This window comes from Paenibacillus oralis (assembly GCF_003863965.1).
Lineage (GTDB): Bacteria > Bacillota > Bacilli > Paenibacillales > Paenibacillaceae > Fontibacillus > Fontibacillus oralis.
In genome coordinates, this window is the sequence record NZ_RRCN01000001.1 from 736,932 (window position 1) to 762,954 (window position 26,023).

The 26,023-nt window shown below is 52.4% G+C and carries 29 protein-coding genes; 1 reads left to right on the forward strand and 28 read right to left on the reverse strand.

The features are described from left to right. Positions 1–9: 9 nt before the first annotated feature. From rpsH to rpsJ, 16 genes are all read right to left on the reverse strand, one after another. Positions 10–408, reverse strand: coding sequence for a 30S ribosomal protein S8 (gene rpsH, locus EHV15_RS03560; RefSeq protein ID WP_128630038.1), 399 nt, complete (start codon positions 406–408; stop codon positions 10–12). Between the two features lie 31 nt (positions 409–439). Next, positions 440–625, reverse strand: a complete 186-nt coding sequence (locus EHV15_RS03565) for a type Z 30S ribosomal protein S14 (protein WP_010348808.1) — start codon at positions 623–625, stop codon at positions 440–442. Positions 626–670: 45 nt separating this feature from the next. After that, entirely contained in the window at positions 671–1,213 is a 543-nt protein-coding gene (rplE, locus tag EHV15_RS03570; protein WP_128630039.1) for a 50S ribosomal protein L5, read from the reverse strand. A gap of 32 nt (positions 1,214–1,245) precedes the next feature. Continuing rightward, positions 1,246–1,599, reverse strand: coding sequence for a 50S ribosomal protein L24 (rplX, locus tag EHV15_RS03575; RefSeq protein WP_082207655.1), 354 nt, complete (start codon positions 1,597–1,599; stop codon positions 1,246–1,248). A gap of 52 nt (positions 1,600–1,651) precedes the next feature. Continuing rightward, positions 1,652–2,020: a 50S ribosomal protein L14 gene (gene rplN / locus EHV15_RS03580; protein ID WP_036619525.1), complete on the reverse strand. Its 369-nt coding sequence runs from the start codon at positions 2,018–2,020 to the stop codon at positions 1,652–1,654. A gap of 37 nt (positions 2,021–2,057) precedes the next feature. After that, on the reverse strand, positions 2,058–2,321 hold the full coding sequence (rpsQ, locus tag EHV15_RS03585) for a 30S ribosomal protein S17 (protein ID WP_009226647.1): 264 nt from the start codon (positions 2,319–2,321) through the stop codon (positions 2,058–2,060). A gap of 50 nt (positions 2,322–2,371) precedes the next feature. After that, on the reverse strand, positions 2,372–2,572 hold the full coding sequence (gene rpmC / locus EHV15_RS03590) for a 50S ribosomal protein L29 (protein WP_018759704.1): 201 nt from the start codon (positions 2,570–2,572) through the stop codon (positions 2,372–2,374). Then, entirely contained in the window at positions 2,562–2,996 is a 435-nt protein-coding gene (rplP, locus tag EHV15_RS03595; protein WP_059040326.1) for a 50S ribosomal protein L16, read from the reverse strand. Before rplP ends, rpmC begins: the two co-directional genes overlap by 11 nt. Before the next feature lie 2 nt (positions 2,997–2,998). Next, entirely contained in the window at positions 2,999–3,667 is a 669-nt protein-coding gene (rpsC, locus tag EHV15_RS03600; protein WP_036619517.1) for a 30S ribosomal protein S3, read from the reverse strand. Between the two features lie 13 nt (positions 3,668–3,680). After that, on the reverse strand, positions 3,681–4,013 hold the full coding sequence (rplV, locus tag EHV15_RS03605) for a 50S ribosomal protein L22 (RefSeq protein ID WP_009226643.1): 333 nt from the start codon (positions 4,011–4,013) through the stop codon (positions 3,681–3,683). 38 nt (positions 4,014–4,051) lie between these two features. Then, positions 4,052–4,330, reverse strand: coding sequence for a 30S ribosomal protein S19 (rpsS, locus tag EHV15_RS03610; RefSeq protein WP_128630040.1), 279 nt, complete (start codon positions 4,328–4,330; stop codon positions 4,052–4,054). Between the two features lie 77 nt (positions 4,331–4,407). Beyond that, positions 4,408–5,238 carry a 50S ribosomal protein L2 gene (rplB, locus tag EHV15_RS03615; protein ID WP_068783687.1) on the reverse strand — a complete coding sequence of 277 codons (831 nt, stop codon included), beginning with the start codon at positions 5,236–5,238 and terminating at the stop codon, positions 4,408–4,410. Positions 5,239–5,266: 28 nt separating this feature from the next. Then, positions 5,267–5,557: a 50S ribosomal protein L23 gene (gene rplW / locus EHV15_RS03620; protein ID WP_128630041.1), complete on the reverse strand. Its 291-nt coding sequence runs from the start codon at positions 5,555–5,557 to the stop codon at positions 5,267–5,269. Then, complete coding sequence (gene rplD, locus EHV15_RS03625; RefSeq protein ID WP_128630042.1) at positions 5,557–6,180, reverse strand: 50S ribosomal protein L4; 624 nt, start codon at positions 6,178–6,180, stop codon at positions 5,557–5,559. The genes rplW and rplD overlap by 1 nt, the downstream gene beginning before the upstream one ends. 27 nt (positions 6,181–6,207) lie before the next feature. Continuing rightward, positions 6,208–6,831 carry a 50S ribosomal protein L3 gene (rplC, locus tag EHV15_RS03630; protein WP_036619511.1) on the reverse strand — a complete coding sequence of 208 codons (624 nt, stop codon included), beginning with the start codon at positions 6,829–6,831 and terminating at the stop codon, positions 6,208–6,210. A gap of 47 nt (positions 6,832–6,878) precedes the next feature. Then, positions 6,879–7,187 carry a 30S ribosomal protein S10 gene (rpsJ, locus tag EHV15_RS03635; RefSeq protein ID WP_006676490.1) on the reverse strand — a complete coding sequence of 103 codons (309 nt, stop codon included), beginning with the start codon at positions 7,185–7,187 and terminating at the stop codon, positions 6,879–6,881. A 1,146-nt stretch (positions 7,188–8,333) separates the two neighbouring features. Here rpsJ and EHV15_RS03645 point away from each other — a divergent pair. Next, positions 8,334–9,236 (forward strand): transposase, encoded by a 903-nt coding sequence (locus EHV15_RS03645; RefSeq protein ID WP_128630043.1) that lies wholly within the window; start codon positions 8,334–8,336, stop codon positions 9,234–9,236. Between the two features lie 707 nt (positions 9,237–9,943). On the opposite strand, the gene EHV15_RS03650 is transcribed toward EHV15_RS03645, so the two are convergent. The 12 genes from EHV15_RS03650 to rpoC form a co-directional block, all read right to left on the reverse strand. Further along, positions 9,944–11,533 (reverse strand): FAD-dependent oxidoreductase, encoded by a 1,590-nt coding sequence (locus EHV15_RS03650; RefSeq protein WP_128630044.1) that lies wholly within the window; start codon positions 11,531–11,533, stop codon positions 9,944–9,946. Between the two features lie 20 nt (positions 11,534–11,553). After that, positions 11,554–12,432, reverse strand: coding sequence for a MurR/RpiR family transcriptional regulator (locus EHV15_RS03655; RefSeq protein ID WP_246061290.1), 879 nt, complete (start codon positions 12,430–12,432; stop codon positions 11,554–11,556). Positions 12,433–12,470: 38 nt separating this feature from the next. Continuing rightward, the gene (locus EHV15_RS03660; protein ID WP_128630045.1) at positions 12,471–13,991 is read right to left on the reverse strand and encodes a DUF4127 family protein; all 1,521 of its coding nucleotides are present in this window, start codon (positions 13,989–13,991) and stop codon (positions 12,471–12,473) included. A gap of 45 nt (positions 13,992–14,036) precedes the next feature. Next, positions 14,037–14,891: a carbohydrate ABC transporter permease gene (locus EHV15_RS03665; RefSeq protein WP_128630046.1), complete on the reverse strand. Its 855-nt coding sequence runs from the start codon at positions 14,889–14,891 to the stop codon at positions 14,037–14,039. Continuing rightward, positions 14,891–15,772 (reverse strand): carbohydrate ABC transporter permease, encoded by an 882-nt coding sequence (locus EHV15_RS03670; protein WP_246061292.1) that lies wholly within the window; start codon positions 15,770–15,772, stop codon positions 14,891–14,893. Before EHV15_RS03670 ends, EHV15_RS03665 begins: the two co-directional genes overlap by 1 nt. Positions 15,773–15,807: 35 nt before the next feature. Then, complete coding sequence (locus tag EHV15_RS03675) at positions 15,808–17,127, reverse strand: ABC transporter substrate-binding protein (RefSeq protein ID WP_246061294.1); 1,320 nt, start codon at positions 17,125–17,127, stop codon at positions 15,808–15,810. 182 nt (positions 17,128–17,309) lie between these two features. After that, on the reverse strand, positions 17,310–18,500 hold the full coding sequence (tuf, locus tag EHV15_RS03680) for an elongation factor Tu (RefSeq protein WP_128630047.1): 1,191 nt from the start codon (positions 18,498–18,500) through the stop codon (positions 17,310–17,312). Positions 18,501–18,583: 83 nt separating this feature from the next. Further along, on the reverse strand, positions 18,584–20,662 hold the full coding sequence (gene fusA, locus EHV15_RS03685; RefSeq protein WP_128630048.1) for an elongation factor G: 2,079 nt from the start codon (positions 20,660–20,662) through the stop codon (positions 18,584–18,586). Between the two features lie 47 nt (positions 20,663–20,709). Further along, positions 20,710–21,180: a 30S ribosomal protein S7 gene (rpsG, locus tag EHV15_RS03690; RefSeq protein WP_128630049.1), complete on the reverse strand. Its 471-nt coding sequence runs from the start codon at positions 21,178–21,180 to the stop codon at positions 20,710–20,712. Between the two features lie 227 nt (positions 21,181–21,407). Continuing rightward, a complete protein-coding gene (gene rpsL, locus EHV15_RS03695) occupies positions 21,408–21,830 on the reverse strand; it encodes a 30S ribosomal protein S12 (RefSeq protein ID WP_036619497.1) in 423 nt (140 codons plus the stop codon). Between the two features lie 142 nt (positions 21,831–21,972). Next, entirely contained in the window at positions 21,973–22,224 is a 252-nt protein-coding gene (locus EHV15_RS03700) for a ribosomal L7Ae/L30e/S12e/Gadd45 family protein (RefSeq protein ID WP_128630050.1), read from the reverse strand. A gap of 182 nt (positions 22,225–22,406) precedes the next feature. Further along, complete coding sequence (gene rpoC, locus EHV15_RS03705; protein WP_128630051.1) at positions 22,407–26,021, reverse strand: DNA-directed RNA polymerase subunit beta'; 3,615 nt, start codon at positions 26,019–26,021, stop codon at positions 22,407–22,409. Positions 26,022–26,023: the final 2 nt, after the last annotated feature.

Consider the following 26,023-nt stretch of genomic DNA (forward strand, 5'->3'; position numbering starts at 1 on the left):
AGACGTTAATTACCAAACGTAGCAAACAACTTCGCCGCCGGCTTTGGACTGACGAGCTTCCTTGTCGGTCATGACTCCTTTGGATGTGGAGATGATCGCAATACCCAAACCGCCGAGGACACGAGGAACTTCGTTGCTTTTCGTGTACACGCGAAGGCCTGGCTTACTGATTCTCTTCAAACCGGAGATAACCCGTTCGTTGTTAGGGCCGTATTTCAGGAAAATACGGATGATCCCTTGCTTGTTATCATCGATATATTCTGCATCGCGGATGAAACCTTCACGCTTCAGGATTTCAGCGATTTGTTTCTTGATCGTCGAAGCAGGCAGTTCTACCGTTTCGTGACGCACTGTGTTCGCGTTGCGAATACGTGTAAGCATATCTGCAATTGGATCTGACATAGTCATACGTGTAAACCTCCTTCCCGTTGTTGATAAATTACCAGCTTGCTTTTTTCACGCCAGGAATCTGGCCTTTATAAGCTAATTCACGGAAACAAATTCTGCAAATTTTGAATTTTTGCAATACCGAGTGTGGACGACCACAACGTTCACAGCGGGTGTACGCCCGCACTTTGAATTTCGGTGCACGTTGTTGTTTAACTTTCATCGAAGTTTTTGCCACTTTAGCCTGACACCTCCCAGATAGTTTCGGAGAATAACGACTTGGTTACTTTGCAAAAGGCATGCCCAGCTGCGTCAACAGCTCACGAGCTTCTTCGTCGGTTTTTGCCGTCGTCACGATAACGATATCCATACCGCGCACTTTGTCGACTTGGTCGTATACGATCTCAGGGAAGATCAATTGTTCCTTGAGGCCAAGCGTATAGTTGCCGCGTCCGTCGAAAGCTTTCGTCGATACGCCGTGGAAGTCGCGCACGCGAGGAAGCGCAATGTTAAACAATTTGTCGAGGAAGTAGTACATGCGGTCGCCGCGAAGCGTTACTTTCACACCGATCGGCATGTTCTCACGAAGTTTGAAACCGGCGATCGATTTCTTCGCACGCGTGATAACCGGCTTTTGGCCAGCGATCAGCTGCATGTCGTTCACTGCGGAATCGAGCACCTTCGAGTTGGCTACGGCTTCGCCGACACCCATATTGATAACGACTTTCTCGATTTTAGGCACTTGCATTACGGTTGTATAGTTGAATTTTTGAACCAAAGCAGGCGTCACTTCGCTCAAAAAACGTTCTTTTAATCTTGCTGCCATGAATCATGGACCTCCTTTCTTACATTCCTGGATTAGTCGATTACTTCTCCGGATCTCTTAGCTACGCGAACCTTTTTGCCGTTGTCCAATACTTTGTAACCGATACGGGTTACTTTTCCGCTCTTCGGATCAACATGCATAACGTTCGAAACGTGAATCGGAGCTTCTTTCTCGATGATGCCGCCTTGCGGATTCAGCTGGTTAGGCTTTTGGTGTTTCTTGATCATGTTCACACCTTCCACAAGCACGCGGTTCTCACGAGGATAAGCGGCGATGACGCGGCCTTTCTTCCCTTTGTCTTTACCGGAGATTACGATGACCGTGTCGTCTTTCTTAACGTGAAGCTTATTGTTATGAGATTCAAGGATCTTTTTCAGTCTAGGCACTTGGTTTACACCTCCTGTTAAATCGGGGTCCCCGTTCGCTTTTGGGGTGTTCTTAGATAACTTCCGGAGCCAAGGAAACGATCTTCATGAAGTCCTTGTCGCGAAGTTCACGAGCAACCGGTCCGAAGATACGCGTTCCGCGCGGGCTCTTGTCTTCTTTAACAACAACCGCTGCGTTTTCGTCGAATGCGATGTAGGAACCGTCTTTACGGCGAACCGCACGTTTCGTGCGAACGACAACCGCTCTGACTACGTCCCCTTTTTTGACAACGCCGCCTGGTGTTGCTTGTTTGACGGAACAAACGATCAAATCTCCGATTTGTGCCGTACGACGACCGGTACCGCCCAGAACGCGAATGCACATCAATTCCTTCGCGCCGGAGTTGTCGGCAACCTGCAAACGTGTAAATGGTTGAATCATCGATATTTCCTCCTTTCAGCCTGTAGCCTTAACGCTATCAGATAATAACCGCTTCTTCTACGACTTCAACGAGTCTCCAGCGTTTGTCTTTGGACAGCGGGCGAGTTTCGGCGATTTTTACGATATCTCCGATTTTCGCGGTATTGTTCTCATCATGCGCTTTAAATTTTTTCGTGTATTTAATGCGCTTGTGGTACAGATCATGCTTCTTGTAGGTTTCTACAGCAACAACGATCGTTTTGTCCATCTTGTCGCTGACGACTTTACCAATTTGCACTTTACGGCTGTTACGTTCGCTCATGGTTAGCCTCCTTCCTGGACTTGGCGTTTCATTTAACGCTTAGGCGCTTCTTAACTGATGATCCCGAGTTCTCTTTCACGTAATACGGTTTTAGCACGAGCTATTTCCTTGCGCACGTCACGGATCCGAGTCGGGTTATCGAGTTGGCCGGTAGCCAACTGAAAACGGAGGTTAAAGAGTTCTTCTTTAAACCCGGCGATTTTTTGTTCGATTTCTGCAGTGGTTAAGTTGCGAAGTTCATTAGCTTTCATTTGCTTCACCACCCAATTCTTCACGTTTCACAAACTTCGTTTTGATCGGCAGTTTGTGGGCGGCAAGACGCATAGCTTCGCGTGCGATTTCCTCCGATACACCGGCAAGCTCAAACATGATTTTGCCCGGTTTCACAACTGCGACCCATTTTTCTACGTTACCTTTACCGCTACCCATCCGGACTTCAAGAGGCTTTTGAGTAATCGGCTTGTCAGGGAAAATTTTAATCCATACTTTACCGCCCCGTTTGATGTAACGCGTCATTGCAATACGCGCAGCTTCGATTTGGCGGTTGGTGATCCAAGTCGGCTCAAGAGCCTGCAGGCCGTATTCACCGAAGTTCAGCTCGGTGCCGCCTTTGGCTTGGCCTCTCATATTACCGCGTTGTTGCTTGCGGTGTTTTACGCGTTTTGGTACCAACATGATTAGTTGCCTCCTTCCTGAGCAGCTTGTTGTTTCTTAGCCGTAGGAAGAACCTCTCCACGATAGATCCATACTTTTACGCCGATGCGGCCGTAAGTCGTATGCGCTTCTGCCGTACCGTAATCGATGTCGGCGCGGAGCGTATGAAGTGGAACAGTTCCTTCACTGTAGCCTTCCGTACGGGCAATTTCAGCACCGCCGAGACGACCGCTGACTGCCGTTTTAATCCCTTTCGCTCCCGAACGCATCGTTCTTTGAATCGCTTGTTTCAGCGCACGACGGAAAGAAACGCGGCGTTCCAGTTGTTGTGCGATGCTTTCTGCGACCAGAATCGCGTCAAGATCAGGGTGTTTGATTTCAGAAATGTTGATGTGAACCTTTTTGCCGCCTGCGATTTTCGTAATTTCGCCCCGCAGGATTTCCACTTCCGAACCGCCTTTACCGATAACCATGCCCGGCTTGGCTGTGTGGATCGTTACGTTCACACGATTTGCCGCTCTCTCGATTTCAATCCGAGATACCGCGGAGTCTTTCAGTTTATTTTTCAGGTGTTCACGAATTTTAACGTCTTCCAGCAAAAGATCACCAAAATCTTTGCCAGCGTACCATTTGGATTCCCAATCACGGATAATCCCTACTCGTAATCCGACCGGATTTACCTTTTGGCCCACACGTTTTCCCTCCTTATTTTTCGGATACCACCAATGTAATGTGGCTGGTGCGTTTGTTGATCCGGCTAGCGCGACCCATTGCCCGCGGACGGAAACGTTTCATCGTCGGGCCTTGGTTGACGTACGCTTGCGTAATCACCAATTTATTAACGTCCATAGAATAGTTGTGTTCAGCATTGGCAATCGCCGAATTCAAAAGCTTCTCCACGATCGGGGAAGCCGCCTTTGGCGTATGGCGCAGAATCGCGATCGCATCGCCGACTTGCTTGCCGCGGATCAGATCGACTACGAGCTGAGCCTTGCGCGGAGCAATACGGATTGATCTTGCATGTGCTTTAGCTTCCATGTGTAATGACCTCCTCTCAAACGAAGAACTTATCGATATTAGCGTCTCGTTTTCTTATCGTCATCCGTATGACCTTTGTAGGTACGGGTTGGCGCGAATTCACCCAGTTTGTGTCCGACCATATCCTCGGTAACGTATACCGGAACGTGCTTACGTCCGTCGTATACACCAAACGTATGACCAATGAATTGCGGGAAGATCGTGGAGCGGCGGGACCAGGTTTTGATCACGACTTTTTTGCTCGACGCGTCCACTTCCTCCACTTTCTTCAACAGGTAACCATCAACAAAAGGCCCCTTTTTCAGACTGCGACCCATTCATTTATCCTCCCTTCGTCTGACTGCAAAATCCGCCGGTTTATCCACAAGCCGCGAAGTGATCCGCGTGATGCGGATTACTTCGTACGGCGGCGAACGATATATTTATCAGAAGCTTTGCCTTTTTTACGCGTTTTGTAACCCAGGGTCGGTTTGCCCCAAGGCGACAACGGAGATTTGCGGCCGATCGGAGCGCGACCTTCACCACCACCGTGAGGGTGATCGTTCGGGTTCATGACGACACCGCGCACTTCCGGACGTTGGCCGAGCCAGCGGCTGCGTCCCGCTTTACCGATTTTAACAAGTTCATGGTCGCCGTTGCCTACGGAACCGATCGTTGCGCGGCAAACTTTCAAGACTTTACGAACTTCGCCCGAAGAAAGGCGGATCGTTACGTATTTGTCCTCTTTACCGAGCAATTGGGCTTCCGTGCCGGCTGCGCGAACCAATTGTCCGCCTTTGCCAGGCTTCAACTCAATGTTGTGGATTACGGTACCTACCGGGATGTTCTCGAGCGGCATTGCGTTCCCGATTTTGATGTCGGAACCTGCGCCGGATTCGATCACGTCGCCTACTTTCAGGCCCTTAGGAGCGATGATATAACGCTTCTCGCCATCAGCGTAGTGGATCAAAGCGATGTTCGAGGTGCGGTTCGGATCATATTCGATCGTAGCAACGCGGCCTGGAATTCCATCTTTGTTCCGCTTGAAGTCGATGATGCGGTATTTGCGCTTATGTCCGCCGCCATGGTGACGAACGGTAATTTTACCTTGGTTGTTGCGGCCGGCCGTTTTGCTCAGCGGCGCAAGCAAAGATTTCTCCGGCTGATCCGTCGTAATTTCTTCGAATGTCGACACGCTCATCGCGCGTCTTGCCGGGGATGTCGGTTTGTACTTTTTGATAGGCACGAGATTTCCCTCCTTACTTTAAACGATTTTATACCGATTCAAAAAATTGGAGCGGCTTGCTGTCAGCGGTCAATGTAACAAACGCTTTTTTCCATTCAGGAGTATATCCGGAGTAGCGTCCGTAACGTTTCAACTTCCCTGGTACGCGCAAGGTGTTTACGTTCTTAACCTTCACACCGAAGATCGCTTCTACAGCTTGCTTGATTTCGGTTTTGTTGGCGCGAATATCAACCTCGAAAACGTATTTCAGGTCATTCATATATTCGGTCGAACGTTCCGTAATCACCGGGCGTTTGATAATATCGCGAGGATCTTTCATTACGCGAGCACCTCCTCTACCTTCTGAACTGCTTCTTTCGTAATGATCAGTTTGTCGTGCGTCAGCACGTCAAGAACATTAATGCCGTCTGCCGCCACGAATTTAACGCCTGGGATGTTGCGTGCGGAAAGCGCCACATTGTCGTCGTAGCTAAGAGCTACAACCAAAGCTTTGCGATCCACTTTCAGGTTGTTCAAAATCGCCGCGAACTCTTTCGTCTTCGGAGCGTTCAAGCTCAACGCGTCCAGCACGATGATGTCTTGATCGATCACTTTCGAAGACAAGGCCGATTTGATCGCCAAACGGCGAACCTTCTTCGGCAGTTTGTAAGAATAGCTGCGCGGAGTCGGACCAAACACGGTACCGCCGCCTACCCATTGAGGTGCGCGGATGGAACCCTGGCGCGCACGGCCCGTACCTTTTTGTTTCCAAGGTTTACGGCCGCCGCCGCGAACTTCGGAGCGTCCTTTGACTTTGTGGGTGCCGAAACGCAGGGAAGCGCGCTGCATGACTACAGCTTCATGAAGAACGTGCGTGTTCGGCTCGATCCCGAATACCGCGTCATTCAATTCCACTTCGCCCACTTGGCTACCGCTAATATTGAAAAGTGCTACTTTTGGCATTTGTTGTTCCTCCTTTCTTGAGGGCTATTATTTCTTAATGGTTTGTTTAATTTTTACAAAGCTGTTTTTCGGGCCCGGAATGGAGCCTTTTACGAGCAGTACATTGCGTTCTGCATCGACGCGGATAACTTCGAGATTTTGAATCGTTACGGTTTCATGGCCCATATGTCCTGGCAGGTTTTTGCCTTTGAATACGCGGTTGGCCGCGATCGAACCCATGGAACCCGGTCTGCGATGGTAACGGGAACCGTGCGCCATCGGGCCGCGGCTTTGTCCCCAGCGTTTGATCACGCCTTGGAACCCTTTACCTTTCGAAATCCCGGTTACGTCAACAAATTCGCCTTCAGCAAAAATATCAACTTTGACCTCCTGGCCAACTTCGTATCCTGCCAAATCAACACCGCGAATTTCGCGAACGTAGCGCTTAGGCGTTGCACCTGCTTTCTTCGCATGCCCAACTTCCGGCTTGTTGGCTCTAGCTTCCTTCTTATCGGAGTAGCCGAGCTGAATGGCTTCATAACCGTCGTTCTCCACGTCTTTCTTTTGCAGAACCACGTTGGAGCCCGCCTCGATTACCGTTACGGGAATGACATTCCCTTCAGCGGTAAATACTTGAGTCATTCCGAGTTTTTTTCCTAAGATACCTTTCATGTTGACACCTCTTTTCCTTTCCTGATTACCTTACGATAATGTGGGTATTACAATTTGATTTCGATATCTACACCGGACGGCAGGTCCAAGCGCATCAAGGCGTCCACGGTTTGCGGAGTCGGGTTCACAATGTCGATCAGACGTTTGTGCGTCCGCATTTCGAATTGCTCCCGGGAATCCTTGTACTTGTGCACCGCACGGAGAATGGTAATGACTTGTTTTTCCGTAGGAAGCGGAATCGGCCCGGATACGCCAGCACCCGAACGTTTTGCCGTTTCAACGATTTTCTCTGCGGATTGATCAAGAATTCTGTGGTCGTAAGCTTTCAAACGAATACGAATTTTTTGCTTTGCCATTTTAGTCCCTCCTTCTATCGCCCAATTTGGTATCGGACATACTCCGTGAAAATTTTCTGACGCCCTCCCATGGCAAAGGGGCCGGGTGTGTCAGTAACCTCTCACATCATCGCAACGTCACAGAACAACATTCACTATTATATAGAAACGGTAGGCGGAATGCAAGAAATTATTTTAAGGTAGTTCAAAAAGTCCGCTTTTGAAGATATAAGGAAGAGTGGACTACAAAGCATCGGCTTTCCTATATCGCAAGAAAAACGTCCGTCGGCGTCCTTTAGTGGCTCTGACTTCTACTTTGGGCGTTGCTACTCTAAGGGACACCAGCGACCTTATCCGCCAATTTCCCCGGTATTTCCCAGCCTAACGGACACCAACGCCCCTATTTCGCTCCAAACCAGTTCATCCGGGACGATTTGTGGTAAATAACGTCATCTGTGTCCGTTACATTTTGCAAACCTCCGTTTTTTCGCAAATAGCGGCTCTGGTGTCCCTTAGCTCCTCCCAGACTCTTCCCCTCCCCTCTTTACCGGCGCATCGCCCGCTACCACGACCGGAATTTTATAACTCAACTTTCGCAGTACTTCGTTGATTAAGTCGAGAACTGTTGTAGGGCAACCAGCCAATCGAGAGTGCCGACTTCGTCGCTAGCCGTTCGACCAGCCCATCGTGAGCATAGGAGTTCCCTTGTAAAACGTGCCGGTGGCATGATCTCTAAATCGGGCAAGCAACTCGACCACTTTGCTGCGATTCCGCTCAAACATGCAAGCATGGAAGCGTCAACGATGAAGAGGGCGCCACGATCCGCCGAGGTCAGCGCATCTACCTTTTGCCCGTAGCCGTTTCGAGCATTGTCACAAATCGACGCCAGGTGAGGGGGCTGCCTAAAGGGTTCGTGTCTTGGTGTCTTGGTGTCTTGGTGTCTTGGTGTCTTGGTGCCCCTGCCTACAGCCTTTGCACGATTATCCCTTTCGTTCAGAGAGCGGGGGTGGGGGCTAGAGCAAGGGTTCCAAAAGAGAGAAGAAAAAGAGATGGGGAAAAATGAGGCGGTTCAGGTGAAATGTTCGGCTTGATTAGGGAACGTATGTTTGGTATAATGAAATAAATAGAACGTGTGTTCGTAAATTCTTGATTCGGGGGCGAGTGAACATGGAGGTCAATACGGGAACGGAACTTCAATCATTCAACAGCCGTTATAACAGCGAGCAGGCCTGCATGGAGGCGCTGATCGCGATGAAGTGGCCGAACGGCTTTGTCTGCCCGCGCTGCGCTCACACCCGGTGCAGTCGTCTGACTTCCCGGCATATCCTCTTGTTCGAGTGCGGAAAGTGCAAGCATCAAACCTCGGCTTTGGTCGGCACGATTTTTGAACGAACGCATCTGCCCCTGCTCAAGTGGTTCAAAGCGCTGGAGTTGTTCCTGCTTGAGGGCGGCATTTCGGCGATGCGGCTGAGCAAGGTGATCCAAGTCACCTACAAAACCGCCTGGTTGATGCTGCATAAAATACGCCATTCCGTTGGGGAATTCGATGCCCGAGAGCTACTCTGCGGAGACGTGAAGGTGAACAGCGATCTGTATGGGCGTAATCCGTCCCGGTTTCAGTTTTCGCATCCGTATGCCTCGGCGGTCGTAGCTGGATGCACGGTCACGGAGTCGGGCGAGCCGGAGCAGGTCAAAATCCGCCTAGTACCGCATAAACGGGGAAACGAAAAAAGGGCAAACCGTCACGATCTAACCGCGTTCATCAACGGGCATGTGGATGTCCGTACATCGGCGGTACAGTTGTTCCCTCTAGCCTTTCGGCTGTATACGCCCTTGCGGAAAGTGGTGAGAGAGGCGTGGGAATCGCTGAAGAGTACGTATGTAGCCTTGGGACTGAAGCATCTGCAGGCGTACCTAAACGAGTACACCGTACGCCGCTCGCTGCGCCGGCCCGGGGCGAAAGAAACGATGCGGCAGAAGTTGCTGCGCATGTGTGTGGCGATTCCGGCGATCCCTTACCGCCGGCTGATCGCACGCCAACCGAACCAGCCCCTTGCGGCTGCGGCCTGATCGTGGCGCTGGAACGGCGGGGGGAGTTTGACGCAGATCAATTTAATGGGTAGGGGTTAGCATGAACAGTCCGGGCGTTGCTGTAAATGGAAGGGTTCAGGCTACAGCAAAATTACGGTCTTTTCGTTTCCCTCGCTTCTTGTCCTTGATCTCCTGTCTTGATTTCCTGTCTTGATCTCTTGTCCGGTCTGTTTCTCTGCTACCCTGATCAAACGGGATAATCGTGCAAAGTCTCCGGACAGTGAGTGTTGATCTGCCACCAACCCCAAGAAAAGAATACTTTAAATCGTTTGGCAGTTGATTTAGGTCGGACTGATGGTCTAAAACAATGAAAGACACCTCTTCTGTCTGATCGTAGAAGCTCGTCACTCTCGCTTTACCAAACGAAGCGGTGTCTTTCTATTTTGCAAGCCGCCTATTTTAATTCTTTGAAAACCTTCAGCTCAAGGACTCAAGCTGATTTTTGCTCTGCGAAAGTTGAGTTATAAAACAACCGCTAAACGCGGTCTGGCTCCCTAGAATGTACATCGATAGATATTTTTCTTATCACGAAGTGAATCAGGAAGTAACTCGGCATCGAATCTTGAATTCAGCCGGGCCTAGCATACGCTTCGGTGCTGAAAACCGACCTTTTTGAACACGCGCTTAAAACATAAAACCACTGATTCCCGTGAGGACAAGTGGTTTCGGCGGTAGTATCGCGCCAGTCAGATTAAGACTTCGCCGTTGATTTCCGGGGGCCAGTGAAGCTGAATTCCCTGAGTTTCGATCCATGCCTGAAAGGCTTTCAAATGGTGTCTTTGCTCCCGGATCTCCCGGGGCCTGAGGCCATGCTTCAAGGCGTACGCCGCCATATACCCGGCCGCCTCGCCGATGTTCCATTCGATCGGATGCAGCCGGTAGCAACCGTTCGTAATTTGCGTCGTCCCGATATTTTTGCAGGCAGGCAGCAAATTGCGGACCCGCACCGGCAGCAGCGCCCCCAGCGGAATCTCAAACGGGTAATTCGGAATATAGAAGCTGCGGCGCGACTGGGTCGTCGCATGCAAATCGAGCGGGTAGCTGCCTATTCCAACGCTGTCTTCATACCGCTTGATGCCGAGCTCCCCGCGCAGTTCCTTGCTGACGTCATGCTCCGAAATCGTATAGAGGGCTTTAATGCGCCGGGATTCGCGAATGTAAGGATACTTGGCCAGGCCGTCTTCCGTTCCGAGCACGTCCCCGCGCAGCCGCAGGCCCGGGTACCCCTTCCCGCCGCCTCGCCGGGGCGACTCCGTCTGCAGCCAGTAAAGCAGGGACAAGCTCAGCTGCCGCGCTCCTTCCAAATGCCGCCGGCGTTCCGCTTCGGAAACTTCATAGATCATGCCCAAGCCGTAATCGTTCTGCGCCCAGTTGATCAGCGATATATCGCTTGGATAAAGCCCTCCGCAGAACAGGCTTCGATCGATGACGCGGCGGTACGTCCAGAGGGGCGGCAGCCTAGTGACACCCGGAAACAGCGTAAATTCGCGGTCGTTATCCGGGTCCACCCCGTCGTTTACGATCCAGCCCAGCTTCGGCAGATGTGAATTCGTGGGCACATAACATCTCCAAAAATCATAGCTTTCCGGTTTCGGTATCGTATAGTCCCCGCCGGGAACATAATCAAGCGCAAACACATGCGTAAACGATTGAACGTCTAGCGGCCTCGCTTCATTTAATGCATGCGGCTCCCCGGTTTCCGCCTTGGATTCCGCTCCGGTTACATACTCGGCTCCGGCCAGGGGCAAAATGTCCCCGCATTCGGTGGCGTCGAGAAAATACGCTCCCCGAAGCGTCCATTCCTCATCCCGGCGCAGCCTTCTGACGGTAACGGATTTCACCGTATCCCCATGCGTCTCCGCCCGGACAGCGCGAACATAGTACATCACCGATATTCTGCCGCTATTCATATAGGGGGCCAGCATATCCTGCAGCACCCGCAGCGCCACTTTCGGCTCGTGGCACAGCCGGCTGACCCAGCCGTTGCCCGGATTTAACAGCGGATCGTTCAGCGCTTGTTCGGTCAGCGTATAATTTTGCCGGTAGTACTCCCTTACCCGGTTTCGGAATTCGCGGTACGTTCCGGTGCAGCCGAAGCTTTCGATCCACTTGTGCTCATCGGGCGGAACCGCCTGGCTCGTCAGCTGCCCGCCCAGCCAGTCCGTTTCTTCGGTCAGGATGACGGAATAACCCGACTTGGCGACGGCCAAAGCGGCCATACAGCCGCCAAGCCCTCCGCCCAGTACGATAACGTCCGCTATTCTTTCCCTCTCCATGCCCCTGCATCCCTCCGCCTTCAGTAGATTTTATCGATGACGGCGCGGGCCGTCTTTTCTTTCATTTGCTTGGCTCGTTCAAGATTCTTTAAGGATAATCCTTCGCACAGCAGATCGATGACAAACAGCTGCGATATTTTCGCGCTCATGGAGCCTCCTTCAAGCGGCGATTCCTTCCCCGCCGTCAGCAGCACGAGGTCCGCAATGCTTGTAATCGGCGATTTGGCGTAGTTCGTCACGGCGATGACCTTGGCTCCGCCGCTTTTGGCTTTCGCCAAAATGTCGTTCGTGTCTTTGCTGCTCCCGGAAACGCTGAAACCGACGGCCACGTCGCCCTCCTCCAGCAGCACGGCGCTCATCGCCTGCATATGGCTGTCAAAGGCCGCTTCGGAACGTCTGCCAAGCCGCAATAAACGGTTTTTGGCATCCAGCGCCGCAATGCCGGAGGAGCCGACGCCGATGAACTGAATATGCCGGGCTTTATCGATCAAATCGACGGCTGCCTCCAGCGTGCCCCGGTCCAGCAGGCTGAGGCTCATCTGAAGCACTTTCACCGCATTGCTGCATACCCGCTCGATATAGTGAACCTCGCGCTCTTCGAGTCTGTTTTCCTCGATTTTACGAAGGGTTTGACTCTGGGCCAGCGCCAGCCGGAACTCCTGATAGCCTTTGAAGTTGATTTTGCGGCAAAAGCGGATCACCGTCGTCTCGCCAACGCCCGAAGCTTCCGCAAACTCGGTTATGGAGGAATAAAGCACTTCATCCGCATGCTCCAGCACCCGCCTGGCGACTTTCTGCTCCGACTTCGTCAGTGAAGGGTAATAGCTGCCGATTTCCGCGATCAAATCCACGGGGTTTCTGGTTTTGGCAAACAGCGCGTTTTTATTCGTATCCGTCATGATCATTCTCCTATTTAACAGATGGCTCCCCGGGATCTCTATGACGATATCAAATGCGTTTTCAGCCCTACTTCAAACATCCGGCTCCATGGCAAAAAAACATCCTCAATACTGACGCGATATGTTTCATCATTAATATACCGTTCCACGAAACGCTCCAGCTCTTCCCGGACTAGGCTGGCGGCCAGGCCGCGCGGCCCGTCGACCGAGAAATAATCCATCCCAAGCCCGGGCAGCTTATGCTCCTTGACGTACTGCCGTACAAAGGCGCAATAGCCGGCATCCTCGGTATACCGCAGGGACAGGAAATCAAGATGGGCCCGGCTTGATCCGTAATGATAGTAAATCATGCCCTGGGCAATGCAGGTGCCCAGCGTATTGGAGCTGGTGTTCCAGCCCGCATACCCCGCCAATTGAAACAGCAGCCTCTTCTCCCGAAGCGACCGGATCAGTTCAAGATCCGCCCCGTTGGCAAAAGCCACGTCCGCGATCACGCACGGTTTTCTTAATCGGCCGACGAGATAATCCGCGGTTTCGATCAGCTCGGCCATGTTTCGCATCACATTGTAACCCACGTTAGGATGGTGCTGCGACGCGCTCTCCATCATCGTTTCCCCCGGAGCGTTGATCAGCAGAACGATATCCGCTTCGCTTATGCTGGAGCACAGCAACCCGCCGGCCGCCAACACATGGTACTTTTCACTTTCGAACAACATGCGATCCTCGTACAAAGGAGTCACAAACGGCCCTTGAACGCTGGAAAACCGCGGATACACGAGGGGGACGGAGTTTCTGGATTTGTTGATCATTCGGGCAAGCAGCGTACAGCCCGCCTCGTCGGCGCCCGGATACATGTATACTTTCAGGGAAGCGCCGAGCTCTTTGACAGTATCCCGGACCTTTTGCTGGTCCAAAGCGGTCCATCCGAACGGGGCGGCGTCGTCCTGCGGAATGACGAGGAAATCGATGACGCCCTCCTTCGCCAACTCTACAGCGCAGCGGTTGACCTCGGCGTTAACCGCCCGCCGCTGCAAATAATCGTTCAGCACGCCGGCGGGCAACTGCGCGTCGATGTGCTTTTTCTCCAACATCTCGGCCTCCGCGGCGATGCCGAGCTGCAACCGGTGGTGAATGTATCCCTGGCGGAAAATTTCCCGGCCCCATTCCCCGTAATAGTCCGGTTCTTCGTCATTGCTGGAATACTGCGGGCAGCGCATGATCAGATTCATGGCATAAACCTGCAGCCCGGGAACATCTTGCTTCAATTTTCTTAATTGATCGAGCCGGTGTTTGCATTCTTCGAACGGCAGCCGGTGCAGCCGGGAAGGCACGATTCCCCCGTACACCAGAGTGTCCAATGACAAAATGGCACCGTCCGCCCCTCGCGACTCCAGCATTAGCCATTCCCATAAACCCCCGGTATCGGCCGGCCGTTTCTTGTTGCCCAGGAGCTCTACGGGAGGCGTCACCACCTTGAACTCCGTCCCGGCCGCCAGCGCCGGGGGAAACAGCAGATTGCACGGCCGTTCGTCCAAAGGCACATAAATGATTTTGATCATGATCAGGCATCTCCTCCAGCCATGGTTTGAAGGCAAGGAATCCTTCTATCCTTTAAGCGCTCCCGACATTCCCTCGATGAAATAACGTTGAGTCAGCAGAAAAACGGCGATGATCGGAAGCACGGAAATCATCGTGCCGGCGGCAATCCAGCCGAAGTTGTAAGCGAATTGCCCGTTGAGATAGGTTAAAGCCGCCGCCAACGGATATTTGGACGGATCGTTCAGAATGACGATCGGCCACAGGAAGTTGTTCCAGAACGCCATCATCTCCAGCAAAGCGATGACCGCGAGGCCGGGCTTCACCAGGGGCAGCATCAGCTGCCAAAAAATCCGGAACTCGGAGGCGCCGTCCATTTTCCCGGAATCCCGCATATCTGCCGGAACGGACATAAAGGTTTGCCGCATCAGAAAAATGTTGAACACCGATACCGCCGCGGGCAATACGACGCCAATGTAGGTGTCGCCCAGGCGGAAAGCCTGAATCGTCAAATAATGCACGATCATCGCTGTCGAGGAAGGAATGATCATCGTCGAGATCAGCAAGCCGAACACCAGATTTCGCCCTTTGAAGCGGAAGGCGGCCAGCGGATAGGCGGTCATGCTGGACAAGACGACGTTGGCGGCAATCCCTAGCGCGGTAATGACAACCGTATTCAAAATATATTTGGGGAAGTCCATAAATCTCCAAACACCCGCGTAATTGGCAAAGTCGATAAAGCTCGGAAAAATCGCCGGCGGCACCGAAAACACGTTTTTCCCGGGCATCAGCGACACGCTGAGCAGCCAGAGAAACGGTCCCATCATAAACAACGCCAGCGCCGTCAGCAGGACGTAGATGATTCCATACCGGATGACCGTTCCCGGCCGAAACGTCCTTTTTGGGTTAGAAGGCTTGATCATCAGTAAGGATTGACGCCTCCCTTCCGGTTGACATAGAAGATCAGGACGCTGAGGGCTCCGATGATGACGCTAACGACAAGCCCCAGCGCCGAAGCATAACCGAAGTTAAACTGTTCCAGACCCTTTTGAAAAATATAAACGCTCGAGGTCAAGGTTGCCGTTCCGGGTCCGCCTTTGGTCAGAATATACACCTCGTCGAACACACGGATTGCGGCCATCAGAGAAATCAAGCTGCAAAACAGAATATGCGGCCGGAGCAGCGGCAATGTAATCCGATAGATGGTCCGGAACACGCCGGCTCCATCGACTTTGGCCGCCTCGTTTAGTTCCGCGGGAATCCCCTGCAGACCGGCGAGGTACAGCACCATGTAATATCCTAAGCCTTTCCACATTGTAATAAACATGAGCACATACAGCGCCGTGCTGCTGTCCGCCAGCCAGGAAATCTGTTCGCTAATGATCCCGACCCGGATCAGAAGGTAATTGACGACTCCGTTGTTGCTGAGCAGCCAGCTCCAAATCAGCGCCACGGCCACCATCGAGGTGACGACCGGGATATAGTACGCAGTCCGAAAAGCCTTCACCCCGGGAAGGCGGCTGTTCACCAGCACGGCCATCAGAATCGACGCAATCTGGATGAAAGGAACGATCAACACGTATTTCACCGAATTCCACAGCGAGATCAGAAAATTCCGGTCTTGAAAAGCGGCCGCATAATTGTCCAGCCCCACGTACTTCGTTTCGGCAATGATGGAATAATCGGTAAAGGACAGCGGTATCCCGTAGAGGATCGGCCAAAACACGAATATTCCGATCAGGAGCAGTCCGGGCGTCATAAACACCCAGGCGGCCCAGGTTTCCAAATGGCACCATTTCTTCAAGATGTTCACTCCCTATCCCGCAAAACCGTTAAGCGCTACTTTTTTAAGATTTCGTTGACTTCCTTTTCTACGGCATCCAGCGTTTTCTTGATATCCTTACCATTCAGAAGCACTTCCTGCAGCCCCCTCCCCAATGCGGCATTGATGTCCGCCGCGCTGGGCACGCCGACCATAAAGTCGGTCGCTTTATCCAGGCTTTGCGCGGAAGCGATTTTGGCCTGCGCCTCCAGCGTGTTGTCCGATTCGGTGAAAAAGGGATCTTTGATCGATGCTTTGGTGGAGGGCAGTGTATTGGCCAATTTGGCAAAAGAGGTTTGATTTTCGGCATTGGTCACGAAAACCGCAAACTTGACGGCTTCTTCCGCATGTTTGGAAGCCTTCGGCACCACCACGTTCATCGAGTTGGACAGCCGCAGGTTGGCTTTGCCCGTGGGGAGCGGGACGGCTACCGTATTTTTGTACACATCCGGGGCGGATGTTTTCAAGAAGTTGATAAAAGTAGGACCGGCCAGCTCAAAAGCCACCTGCTCCGCGGAATAATACTGAATCTGCTTATCAAACTTCGCATCATCCTTGATGATCACGCCTTCCTCCATCAGCTGCCGCAAATTTTGCAGCATCGCTTCCGCCTCCGGCGTATTAAAGGCGGCGGCCGTCTTGTCTTCGTTGACGAACGGAATACCATCAATCGCAAACAGCTTGGAAATCAGCTGGATCGCGTAGCCGTTTTTACCGGTTTTCGCTTTGATTTGCCGCGCCCAATCGGCCAGCTCCTCACGGCTTTGCGGCGGCTTGCTCGAATCTAAGCCGGCTTCCTTCAGCAACTTCGTGTTCATAAACAGCACTTCGGTCCCGGTATACCATGGCAGGGCATAAGCGTGACCGTCGAGAATGGTGGAACTAAAGATCCCCTCAAAATAAGCGGCTTTCTCCTCCGGAGTGAGGTACTGCTCCAAATCGACGAGCGCCCCTTTGCTGCCGACCTGGCTGGCGAATTCGGTATTCAGGTTCACCACGTCCGGGCTTTTGCCGCTGGCAATGCTGGTCAACAGCTTTTGCGATACGGTGTCAAACGGGTAGTCCTGCCAATCGATGCTTACGTGGGGGTTTTCTTTTTCGTAACGTGCGATCAATTCGTTGAAGTAATCACTAAACGTGGGCTGCAAAGCGATGGTCCAAAACTGGAGTGTAATAGCTTCTTTGGTTTGTCCTCCTTGGGAACCGGCGGTATTCTGAGGTGTGTTCGCTGTAGCCCCTTGACTGGGCGCGGGCCCGCCGCCGCACCCGGCGAGCAAACCGGCGATCCATGCCGTAAGCAGCAGGAGAAGCGGAGCTTTCAGCATCGTTTTTGTCATGGACAACATCCTTTCAAGCTTTTGAACCATATATATTCAGCAGCTCGAAAACTATTTCCGCAATGCTTGGAAATTCCGGTGGATAATTTCTGCTTCCTTACAAGTGATGGCACAAAAAAAGGGCCCCTCCCCGGTAAACCGGGAAGAAGCCCTTTTGGGTTAAGGCTGCTAAAAGCGCCTTATTATTTGCTGATGGATACTACCGCGCCGGATCCAACTGTACGGCCGCCTTCGCGAATGGAGAAGCGAGTTCCTTCTTCGATAGCGATCGGGGAGATCAGTTGAACCGTAACTTCGATGTTGTCGCCAGGCATAACCATTTCAGTACCTTCCGGCAGGTTGATAACACCTGTTACGTCCGTTGTACGGAAATAGAATTGCGGACGGTAGCCAGTGAAGAAAGGCTTGTGACGTCCACCTTCTTCTTTCGTCAATACGTATACTTGAGCGGTAAACTCAGTATGCGGGTTAACGGAAGCCGGTTTAGCCAATACTTGACCGCGTTCGATTTCTTTACGGTCAACACCGCGAAGCAATGCGCCGATGTTGTCGCCCGCTTCAGCGGAATCCAGCAATTTACGGAACATTTCAACGCCGGTAACGACGGATTTCTTAGTTTCTTCTTGGATACCCACGATTTCAATTTCGTCGCCGACTTTAACCGTACCGCGTTCTACACGGCCAGTAGCAACCGTACCGCGGCCAGTGATCGAGAATACGTCCTCGACAGGCATCAAGAACGGTTTGTCGATCGGACGTTCCGGAAGCGGAATGTACTCGTCGATAACTTCGAACATTTCAACGATTTTTTGAGCCCAGTCTCCATCAGGATTTTGCAGAGCTTCACGAGCGGAACCGCGGATGATCGGAGTGTCGTCGCCCGGGAACTCGTATTCGTTCAGCAGGTCGCGAACTTCCATTTCAACCAGTTCAAGCAACTCTTCGTCTTCAACCATGTCGCATTTGTTCAGGAATACGACGATGTAAGGAACGCCTACGTTACGGGACAGCAGGATGTGTTCGCGAGTTTGCGGCATTGGGCCGTCAGCTGCGGATACAACCAGGATCGCGCCGTCCATTTGAGCTGCGCCGGTGATCATGTTTTTAACATAGTCGGCGTGCCCTGGGCAGTCAACGTGTGCATAGTGGCGGTTCGGAGTTTCATACTCAACGTGTGCCGTCGAGATTGTGATACCGCGTTCGCGTTCTTCCGGAGCTTTGTCGATTTGGTCGAAAGCTACGGCAGCACCGCCGTATTTTTTGGACAATACAGTCGTGATGGCTGCAGTCAGAGTTGTTTTACCATGGTCGACGTGACCAATCGTACCGATATTAACGTGCGGTTTTGTACGTTCGTATTTAGCCTTTGCCATTTTAAACAGTTCCTCCTTAAAATATGGATTGTTATGTTTGACCGACCGGAAGAATAATTCTTCCGATCAGCAAGTACAACTAATTATTCTCCGCCTTTGTTCTTGGACACGATTTCTTCAGCGATATTTCTAGGAACTTCTTCGTAGTGGGAAAGTTCCATCGAGAATACGCCGCGTCCTTGCGTACCGGAGCGAAGCGTGGTCGAGTAACCGAACATTTCGGAGAGAGGCACTTTCGCACGGATAATTTGCGCGCCGCCACGGGAATCCATACCTTCGATACGTCCGCGACGGGAGTTCAGCATACCCATAACGTCACCCATGTACTCTTCCGGTACTGTTACTTCGACTTTCATAATCGGCTCAAGCAGAACCGGCTGACATTTTTCCTTAGCCGCTTTAAGGGCCATGGAACCGGCGATTTTAAACGCCATTTCACTGGAGTCGACATCGTGGTAGGAACCATCGACGATCGTCGCCTTCACGTCCACTACCGGGAAGCCCGCAAGAACACCGTTCTGCATTGCTTCTTCGATACCTTGTTGTGCAGGACCGATATATTCTCTCGGTACCGCGCCACCGACGATTTTGCTGTCGAATTGGTTGCCTGTACCTGGCTCCAGCGGTTCGAACTCAACCCAGACGTGACCGTATTGACCGCGGCCGCCGGATTGACGTACGAATTTACCTTCAACGCGCGCAGGCGCTTTGAACGTTTCGCGGTAAGCAACCTGCGGTTTACCTACGTTCGTCTCAACTTTGAATTCACGGCGCATCCGGTCGATAATGATATCGAGGTGAAGTTCACCCATACCTTTAAGGATCGTTTGGCCGGTTTCTTCATCCGTATAAGCGCGAAGCGTTGGGTCTTCTTCCGTCAGCTTGCCGAGCGCAACGCCCAATTTGTCCTGGTCGGCTTTCGTCTTAGGTTCAACGGCGATTTCGATAACCGGATCCGGGAAGTTCATCGATTCGAGAATAACCGGATTCTTCTCATCACACAGTGTATCACCCGTGCCCGTATCTTTCAAACCTACAGCCGCCGCAATGTCACCAGCATATACTTCGTTGATCTCTTGACGGTGGTTTGCGTGCATTTGCAGGATACGGCCGATCCGTTCGCGTTTGCCTTTGGTTGCGTTCAGCACGTAAGAACCGGATTGCAAAATACCGGAGTATACGCGGAAGAACGTCAGCTTACCAACGTACGGGTCAGTCATGATTTTAAATGCCAGCGCCGCGAACGGTTCTTCGTCGGAAGAATGGCGTTCAACTTCCGTACCGTCTTCCAGGTGACCTTGGATGTTCGGTACATCAACCGGTGCAGGCAGATAATCGATGACGGCATCCAGCATCAGCTGAATCCCTTTATTGCGATAGGAAGAACCGCAAACGACCGGGAAAATTTTCACTTCACAAACGCCTTTGCGCAGTGCGGCTTTCAGTTCTTCAACGGTGATTTCCTCGCCTTCGAGGTATTTCATCGTCAAGTCTTCATCCAGCTCGGCAACTTTCTCGACCAGTTCCGCGCGAAGCTCTTCTACCTTATCGGCAAGATCCGCAGGGATCTCGGCCTCTTCGATGTTTTGACCCAAATCGTCTTTGTAAATGAAGGCCTTCTTCGTAACAATGTCGATGATGCCGACAAAATCATTTTCCGCACCGATCGGCAGTTGAATAGCAACTGCGTTCGCTTGCAGACGATCGCGCATATCATTTACAACGTTCAGGTAGTCCGCACCGATAATATCCATTTTGTTGACGTAGGCGATCCGCGGAACGCCATAACGGTCAGCTTGTCTCCAGACGGTTTCGGACTGAGGCTCAACGCCTTCTTTTGCACTGAATACCCCTACAGCCCCGTCCAATACACGAAGGGAACGTTCGACTTCAACGGTGAAATCGACGTGTCCCGGGGTATCAATGATATTTACGCGGTGACCTTTCCATTGAGCGGTGGTCGCAGCGGACGTAATCGTGATTCCGCGCTCCTGCTCCTGCTCCATCCAGTCCATCGTCGCAGCACCCTCGTGAACTTCCCCGATTTTGTGCGTACGGCCTGTGTAGAACAAGATCCGTTCCGTCGTGGTTGTCTTACCGGCGTCAATATGCGCCATGATCCCGATGTTACGTGTATTTTTCAAGGAGAACTCTCTTGCCATGAATCTGTCTCCCTTCAAAATAGAAGTTTTGAATTGCGGGCGAAATCCTACCAGCGGTAGTGTGCGAACGCTTTGTTCGCTTCCGCCATCTTGTGCGTGTCTTCGCGTTTCTTCACGGAAGCGCCTGTGTTGTTGGATGCGTCGATAATCTCGGCAGCCAAACGCTCTTCCATCGTTTTCTCACCGCGGTTGCGGGAGTAGTTTACGAGCCAACGTAATCCCAGGGATGTACGTCTTTCCGGCTTAACTTCGATCGGAACCTGGTAGTTCGCACCGCCGACACGGCGAGCTTTAACTTCCAGTACAGGCATGATATTTTTGAGCGCTGCTTCAAATACTTCCATCGGGTCGTTCCCCGTGCGTTCTTGAATGAGGTTGAACGCGTTGTAAAGAATGCTTTGAGCAACACCGCGTTTACCGTCGATCATGATGCGGTTGATCAAGCGAGTAACCAGCTTGCTGTTATACACCGGATCCGGCAACACGTCTCTTTTGGCAACTGGACCTTTGCGTGGCATTTAGTTATCCCCCTTTCAGCAATAATTCAAACCTTTAGAGGTTGTTCAAAAAGTCATCTTTTGATCACGAAGCAGGTCATGAAGTAGACTCGACATCGAATCTTGAATTCAGCCGGGCCTTCCGTTGCTCACGTACCCAATACGTACGCTCCGCTACTCAGTCCCTAGCTTCATCCAACCTTCTCGGTGCTGAAAACCTGACTTTTTGAACACTCATCTAAATCATCTTAAGACTTTTTCGCTTTCGGACGTTTTGCGCCGTATTTGGAACGGGCTTGCATCCGGTTGTTAACGCCGGCGGTATCCAAAGCTCCGCGTACGATATGGTAACGTACACCTGGGAGGTCTTTGACCCGGCCGCCGCGGATCAGCACAACGCTGTGCTCTTGCAGGTTATGTCCGATACCCGGAATGTAAGCCGTCACCTCTACACGGTTCGTCAAGCGAACACGGGCATATTTACGAAGCGCGGAGTTCGGTTTTTTCGGAGTCATCGTACCTACACGAGTGCAGACGCCGCGTTTTTGCGGAGAGCTCAAATCCGTAGCTTCGCGTTTCAGAGCGTTAAACCCTCTTTGCAGCGCTGGCGATTTGGATTTGTACACCTTCTCCTGGCGTCCTTTGCGTACTAATTGGTTAATTGTTGGCATGTTGTTGCCACCCCCTTCCTCAGAATTCATGTTTCTTTACAAACCGTTTACTTAAGCCCACAGATCCAGGCGGTTCATAAAAGAACAAAGGAAAAGTTTTTGCCGGCGAGCTTCCGCTCGAGTGCAAAAACATTTCAATCAACTATGGTTTTACAATCGCAGCCATCGCCGCTCCCACTTCGATTCCGCAGGCTTTGCCGAGCCCCGCCATCGTGTCCACCAGTGTGACCTTGACGCCGCGCTCATTGCATAAGGCGATGATTTTCGATGTAAGACGTGGATCTGCATTTTCAGCCACATAAACTTCCACGGCACGTCCAAGCTCTACCATTCGCATGGTTTGTTTGGTGCCGATTTTCACAGGTGCGTCCCGTAGTCCTTTATCATTAGACATCCTAAACGTCCTCCAAAGCACAGGGTATCCGTACTCACGCACTATGATATAGTAGCACTCCGCAATAGGCGATGTCAAGCATATTATTTATCGTTCCGCAGCTAAAAAAACAAACGCCGATACGCCCGTCAGGTTAATCTACCATACCATAGGGACCGCATCGGCGCTGCACTTCATATCACTTATTCAACGGAAACAGGCTCAAGGCTTTCCTCGCTCGTCTCGTCCAGCTCAGACTCCTCGAATTGGAGGCTGCGGTAACGGTTCATGCCGGTACCGGCCGGAATCAGCTTCCCGATAATGACGTTTTCCTTCAGGCCGAGCAGCTTATCCACTTTGCCTTTGATGGCAGCGTCGGTAAGCACGCGCGTTGTCTCCTGGAAGGAAGCGGCCGACAAGAAGGAATCCGTTTCGAGCGACGCTTTCGTAATCCCGAGCAGAACCGGTTTGGCCACAGCTGGCTCTTGACCGGACAAGATGGCTTCCTTGTTCGCCGTTTCATACTCGTGCAGATCGACGAACGAGCCCGGCAGAAGCGGCGTATCGCCGGAATCGACGATCCGGATTTTGCGCAGCATCTGGCGGATCATAACCTCGACATGCTTATCGTTGATTTCTACGCCCTGGTTGCGGTATACGCGCTGAACTTCCTGCAAAATGTAGTTCTGCACGCCGCGAATCCCTTTGATGCGCAAAATTTCTTTCGGGTCGATCGAACCGTCGGTCAGCTCGTCGCCGGCTTCGATCTGATCGCCTTCGCTTACGCGCAGGCGGGAACCGTAGGTTACGGAATACACCTTCGTTTCCGCTTCGCCTTGCACCTCGATTTCGCGGCGGTCCTTCGCTTCGCGAATTTCCTTGATCACGCCGTCGATTTCACTGATGGTAGCCTGACCTTTCGGATTCCGGGCTTCAAACAGCTCCTGAATCCGCGGCAAACCTTGGGTAATGTCGTCGCCCGCAACGCCCCCGGTGTGGAACGTACGCATGGTGAGCTGGGTTCCCGGTTCGCCGATCGACTGCGCGGCGATAATGCCGACAGCTTCGCCGATCTCCACGTGTTTGCCTGTGGCCAGGTTGCGGCCATAGCACTTCTTGCAGACGCCATGACGGGCGCGGCAGCTGAGTACGGAGCGGATTTGCAGCTTCGTAATTCCCGCGTCCACGATCTCATGCGCTTTGTCGGAATCGATCAGCTCGTTGCGATGAATGATGATCTCGCCGGTTTCCGGATGGCGGACCGTCTCAAACGAGTAACGGCCTTCGATCCGGTCGTACAGATTTTCGATAACCTCTTTGCCGTCCTGAATGACGCTGACGGTAAAGCCTTTATCCGTTCCGCAATCTTCCTCGCGCACGATGACGTCCTGAGCCACGTCGACGAGACGGCGGGTCAAGTAACCGGAGTCCGCGGTCCGCAGCGCGGTATCGGCCAAACCTTTCCGCGCGCCGTGCGTCGAGATGAAGTATTCCAGGACCGTGAGGCCCTCGCGGAAGTTCGATTTGATCGGAAGTTCGATGATGCGGCCGGCCGGGTTGGCCATGAGGCCCCGCATACCGCCCAGCTGGGTGATCTGCGACTTGTTGCCCCGCGCCTTGGAATCGACCATCATCATGATGGAGTTATAGCGATCCATCGACTTCATCAGGATGTCGGTAATTTGATCCTTACACTTGGACCAGATATCGATAACGCGGTCGTAACGTTCTTCGTTCGTGATCAGACCGCGGCGGTATTGATTGGTAACGACCCGTACCTTTTCCTCGGATTCACTCAAGATGTCTTGTTTTTCCTGCGGAACGATAACGTCCGCCACCGCAATACTTACACCCGCACGCGTGGAGTAAGTAAAGCCGGTTTGCTTGATTCGGTCCAAAATAACGGAGGTTTCCGTCGTTTGGTAGATCTCGAAGCAGCGTCCGATAATTTCCCCGAGGTATTCTTTGCCGACCCCGCCCGCTTGCGGCGCATTCATGATCCGCTCCACGACGTCCTCGCCTTTTTCATGGATAAAATATTTATCCGGCGTTCCTTGGAACAGATTCACGCGGGTCGGTTCATTAATGTACGGGAAGCTGGCCGGGAAAATTTCGTTGAAAATGATTTTACCGACCGTGGTGATCAGCAAAGCGTTTTGCTGCGCTTCCGTAAAGCTCGTTTTGCCCAAAGCTTTGGCCGGGATAGCCACCCGTGCATGCAGGGAAGCCGTCCCCCGTTGATAAGCGGACACCGCTTCGTTGACCGATCCCAAAATCATACCTGCGCCTGGGGCTTCATTGTTGTCCATCGTCAGATAGTAGGAGCCGAGGACCATATCCTGAGAAGGCGTAACGACCGGTTTGCCATCCTTCGGATTCAGAATGTTGCCGGAAGCCAGCATCAGAATGCGCGCTTCCGCTTGGGCTTCCGCCGACAGCGGCACGTGCACGGCCATCTGGTCACCGTCGAAGTCGGCGTTGTAAGCCGTACATACGAGCGGGTGAAGACGGATGGCGCGGCCTTCGACGAGGATCGGTTCAAACGCCTGGATACCGAGGCGGTGAAGCGTAGGAGCACGGTTCAGCAGAACCGGATGTTCCTTAATGACCTCTTCGAGCACATCCCAAACCTCGGGACTTACGCGTTCGACTTTGCGCTTCGCGCTTTTGATGTTATGCGCCAGGCCTTTGTTGACCAGTTCTTTCATCACGAAAGGCTTAAACAGCTCCAGCGCCATTTCCTTCGGCAGGCCGCATTGATACATTTTCAGGTACGGACCTACGACGATAACGGAACGGCCGGAGTAGTCAACACGTTTCCCGAGCAGGTTTTGCCGGAAACGGCCTTGTTTCCCTTTCAGCATATGGCTCAAGGATTTGAGCGGACGGTTGCCTGGGCCCGTTACCGGGCGGCCGCGGCGGCCATTGTCGATCAAGGCGTCGACCGCTTCCTGCAGCATCCGTTTTTCATTTTGCACAATGATATCGGGCGCGCCGAGATCAAGCAGCCGTTTCAAACGGTTGTTCCGGTTGATGACGCGGCGATACAGGTCGTTCAGGTCCGACGTGGCGAAACGTCCGCCGTCGAGCTGAACCATCGGACGGAGTTCCGGCGGAATAACCGGAAGCACGTCAAGGATCATCCAGTCCGGCTCATTGCCGGAGCTCTTGAACGCTTCGATCACTTCAAGGCGTTTGATCGCCCGGTTGCGGCGTTGGCCTTGAGCCGTACGCAGCTCTTCTTTCAGGAAATCGAGCTCTTTGTCGATATCGAGATCCTGGAGCAGCTTCTTCACCGCTTCCGCGCCCATGCCGGCTTGGAAACCGTAGCCGTATTTCTCGCGATAGCTGCGGTATTCCTTCTCGGACAAAAGCTGCTTTTTCTCCAACGGCGTTTCACCCGGGTCCGTCACGACATAAGATGCAAAATAAATGATCTCTTCCAGGGAGCGCGGCGACATGTCAAGCGCAAGGCCCATGCGGCTCGGAATCCCTTTGAAGTACCAAATGTGGGACACCGGCGCGGCCAGCTCGATATGCCCCATCCGCTCGCGGCGCACTTTCGCTCTTGTGACTTCAACGCCGCAGCGGTCGCAGACTACGCCTTTGTAGCGAACTCTCTTATATTTGCCGCAGTGACATTCCCAGTCTTTGGTCGGGCCAAAAATCTTCTCGCAGAACAGCCCTTCCTTTTCCGGTTTCAACGTGCGGTAGTTGATCGTTTCCGGTTTCTTCACTTCTCCGCGGGACCAAGAACGAATTTTGTCTGGGGAAGCAAGCCCAATTTTCATAAACTCGAAGTTGTTGACGTCCAACAAGG

Excerpts from the sequence above, each read along its gene's own strand:
- rpsL (WP_036619497.1), bottom strand. The coding sequence starts at position 21,830 with ATGCCAACAATTAACCAATTAGTACGCAAAGGACGCCAGGAGAAGGTG.
- EHV15_RS03650 (WP_128630044.1), bottom strand. The coding sequence starts at position 11,533 with ATGGAGAGGGAAAGAATAGCGGACGTTATCGTACTGGGCGGAGGGCTT.
- rpsH (WP_128630038.1), bottom strand. The coding sequence starts at position 408 with ATGACTATGTCAGATCCAATTGCAGATATGCTTACACGTATTCGCAAC.
- tuf (WP_128630047.1), bottom strand. The coding sequence starts at position 18,500 with ATGGCAAAGGCTAAATACGAACGTACAAAACCGCACGTTAATATCGGT.
- fusA (WP_128630048.1), bottom strand. The coding sequence starts at position 20,662 with ATGGCAAGAGAGTTCTCCTTGAAAAATACACGTAACATCGGGATCATG.
- rplC (WP_036619511.1), bottom strand. The coding sequence starts at position 6,831 with ATGAAAGGTATCTTAGGAAAAAAACTCGGAATGACTCAAGTATTTACC.
- rpmC (WP_018759704.1), bottom strand. The coding sequence starts at position 2,572 with ATGAAAGCTAATGAACTTCGCAACTTAACCACTGCAGAAATCGAACAA.
- rplP (WP_059040326.1), bottom strand. The coding sequence starts at position 2,996 with ATGTTGGTACCAAAACGCGTAAAACACCGCAAGCAACAACGCGGTAAT.
- EHV15_RS03675 (WP_246061294.1), bottom strand. The coding sequence starts at position 17,127 with ATGACAAAAACGATGCTGAAAGCTCCGCTTCTCCTGCTGCTTACGGCA.
- rplD (WP_128630042.1), bottom strand. The coding sequence starts at position 6,180 with ATGCCAAAAGTAGCACTTTTCAATATTAGCGGTAGCCAAGTGGGCGAA.
- rpsS (WP_128630040.1), bottom strand. The coding sequence starts at position 4,330 with ATGGGTCGCAGTCTGAAAAAGGGGCCTTTTGTTGATGGTTACCTGTTG.
- rplE (WP_128630039.1), bottom strand. The coding sequence starts at position 1,213 with ATGGCAGCAAGATTAAAAGAACGTTTTTTGAGCGAAGTGACGCCTGCT.
- EHV15_RS03655 (WP_246061290.1), bottom strand. The coding sequence starts at position 12,432 with ATGACGGATACGAATAAAAACGCGCTGTTTGCCAAAACCAGAAACCCC.
- rplV (WP_009226643.1), bottom strand. The coding sequence starts at position 4,013 with ATGGAAGCTAAAGCACATGCAAGATCAATCCGTATTGCTCCGCGCAAG.
- rplN (WP_036619525.1), bottom strand. The coding sequence starts at position 2,020 with ATGATTCAACCATTTACACGTTTGCAGGTTGCCGACAACTCCGGCGCG.
- rplW (WP_128630041.1), bottom strand. The coding sequence starts at position 5,557 with ATGAAAGATCCTCGCGATATTATCAAACGCCCGGTGATTACGGAACGT.
- EHV15_RS03665 (WP_128630046.1), bottom strand. The coding sequence starts at position 14,891 with ATGATCAAGCCTTCTAACCCAAAAAGGACGTTTCGGCCGGGAACGGTC.
- EHV15_RS03660 (WP_128630045.1), bottom strand. The coding sequence starts at position 13,991 with ATGATCAAAATCATTTATGTGCCTTTGGACGAACGGCCGTGCAATCTG.
- rpsQ (WP_009226647.1), bottom strand. The coding sequence starts at position 2,321 with ATGAGCGAACGTAACAGCCGTAAAGTGCAAATTGGTAAAGTCGTCAGC.
- rpsJ (WP_006676490.1), bottom strand. The coding sequence starts at position 7,187 with ATGGCAAAGCAAAAAATTCGTATTCGTTTGAAAGCTTACGACCACAGA.
- rpsG (WP_128630049.1), bottom strand. The coding sequence starts at position 21,180 with ATGCCACGCAAAGGTCCAGTTGCCAAAAGAGACGTGTTGCCGGATCCG.
- EHV15_RS03645 (WP_128630043.1), top strand. The coding sequence starts at position 8,334 with ATGGAGGTCAATACGGGAACGGAACTTCAATCATTCAACAGCCGTTAT.
- EHV15_RS03700 (WP_128630050.1), bottom strand. The coding sequence starts at position 22,224 with ATGTCTAATGATAAAGGACTACGGGACGCACCTGTGAAAATCGGCACC.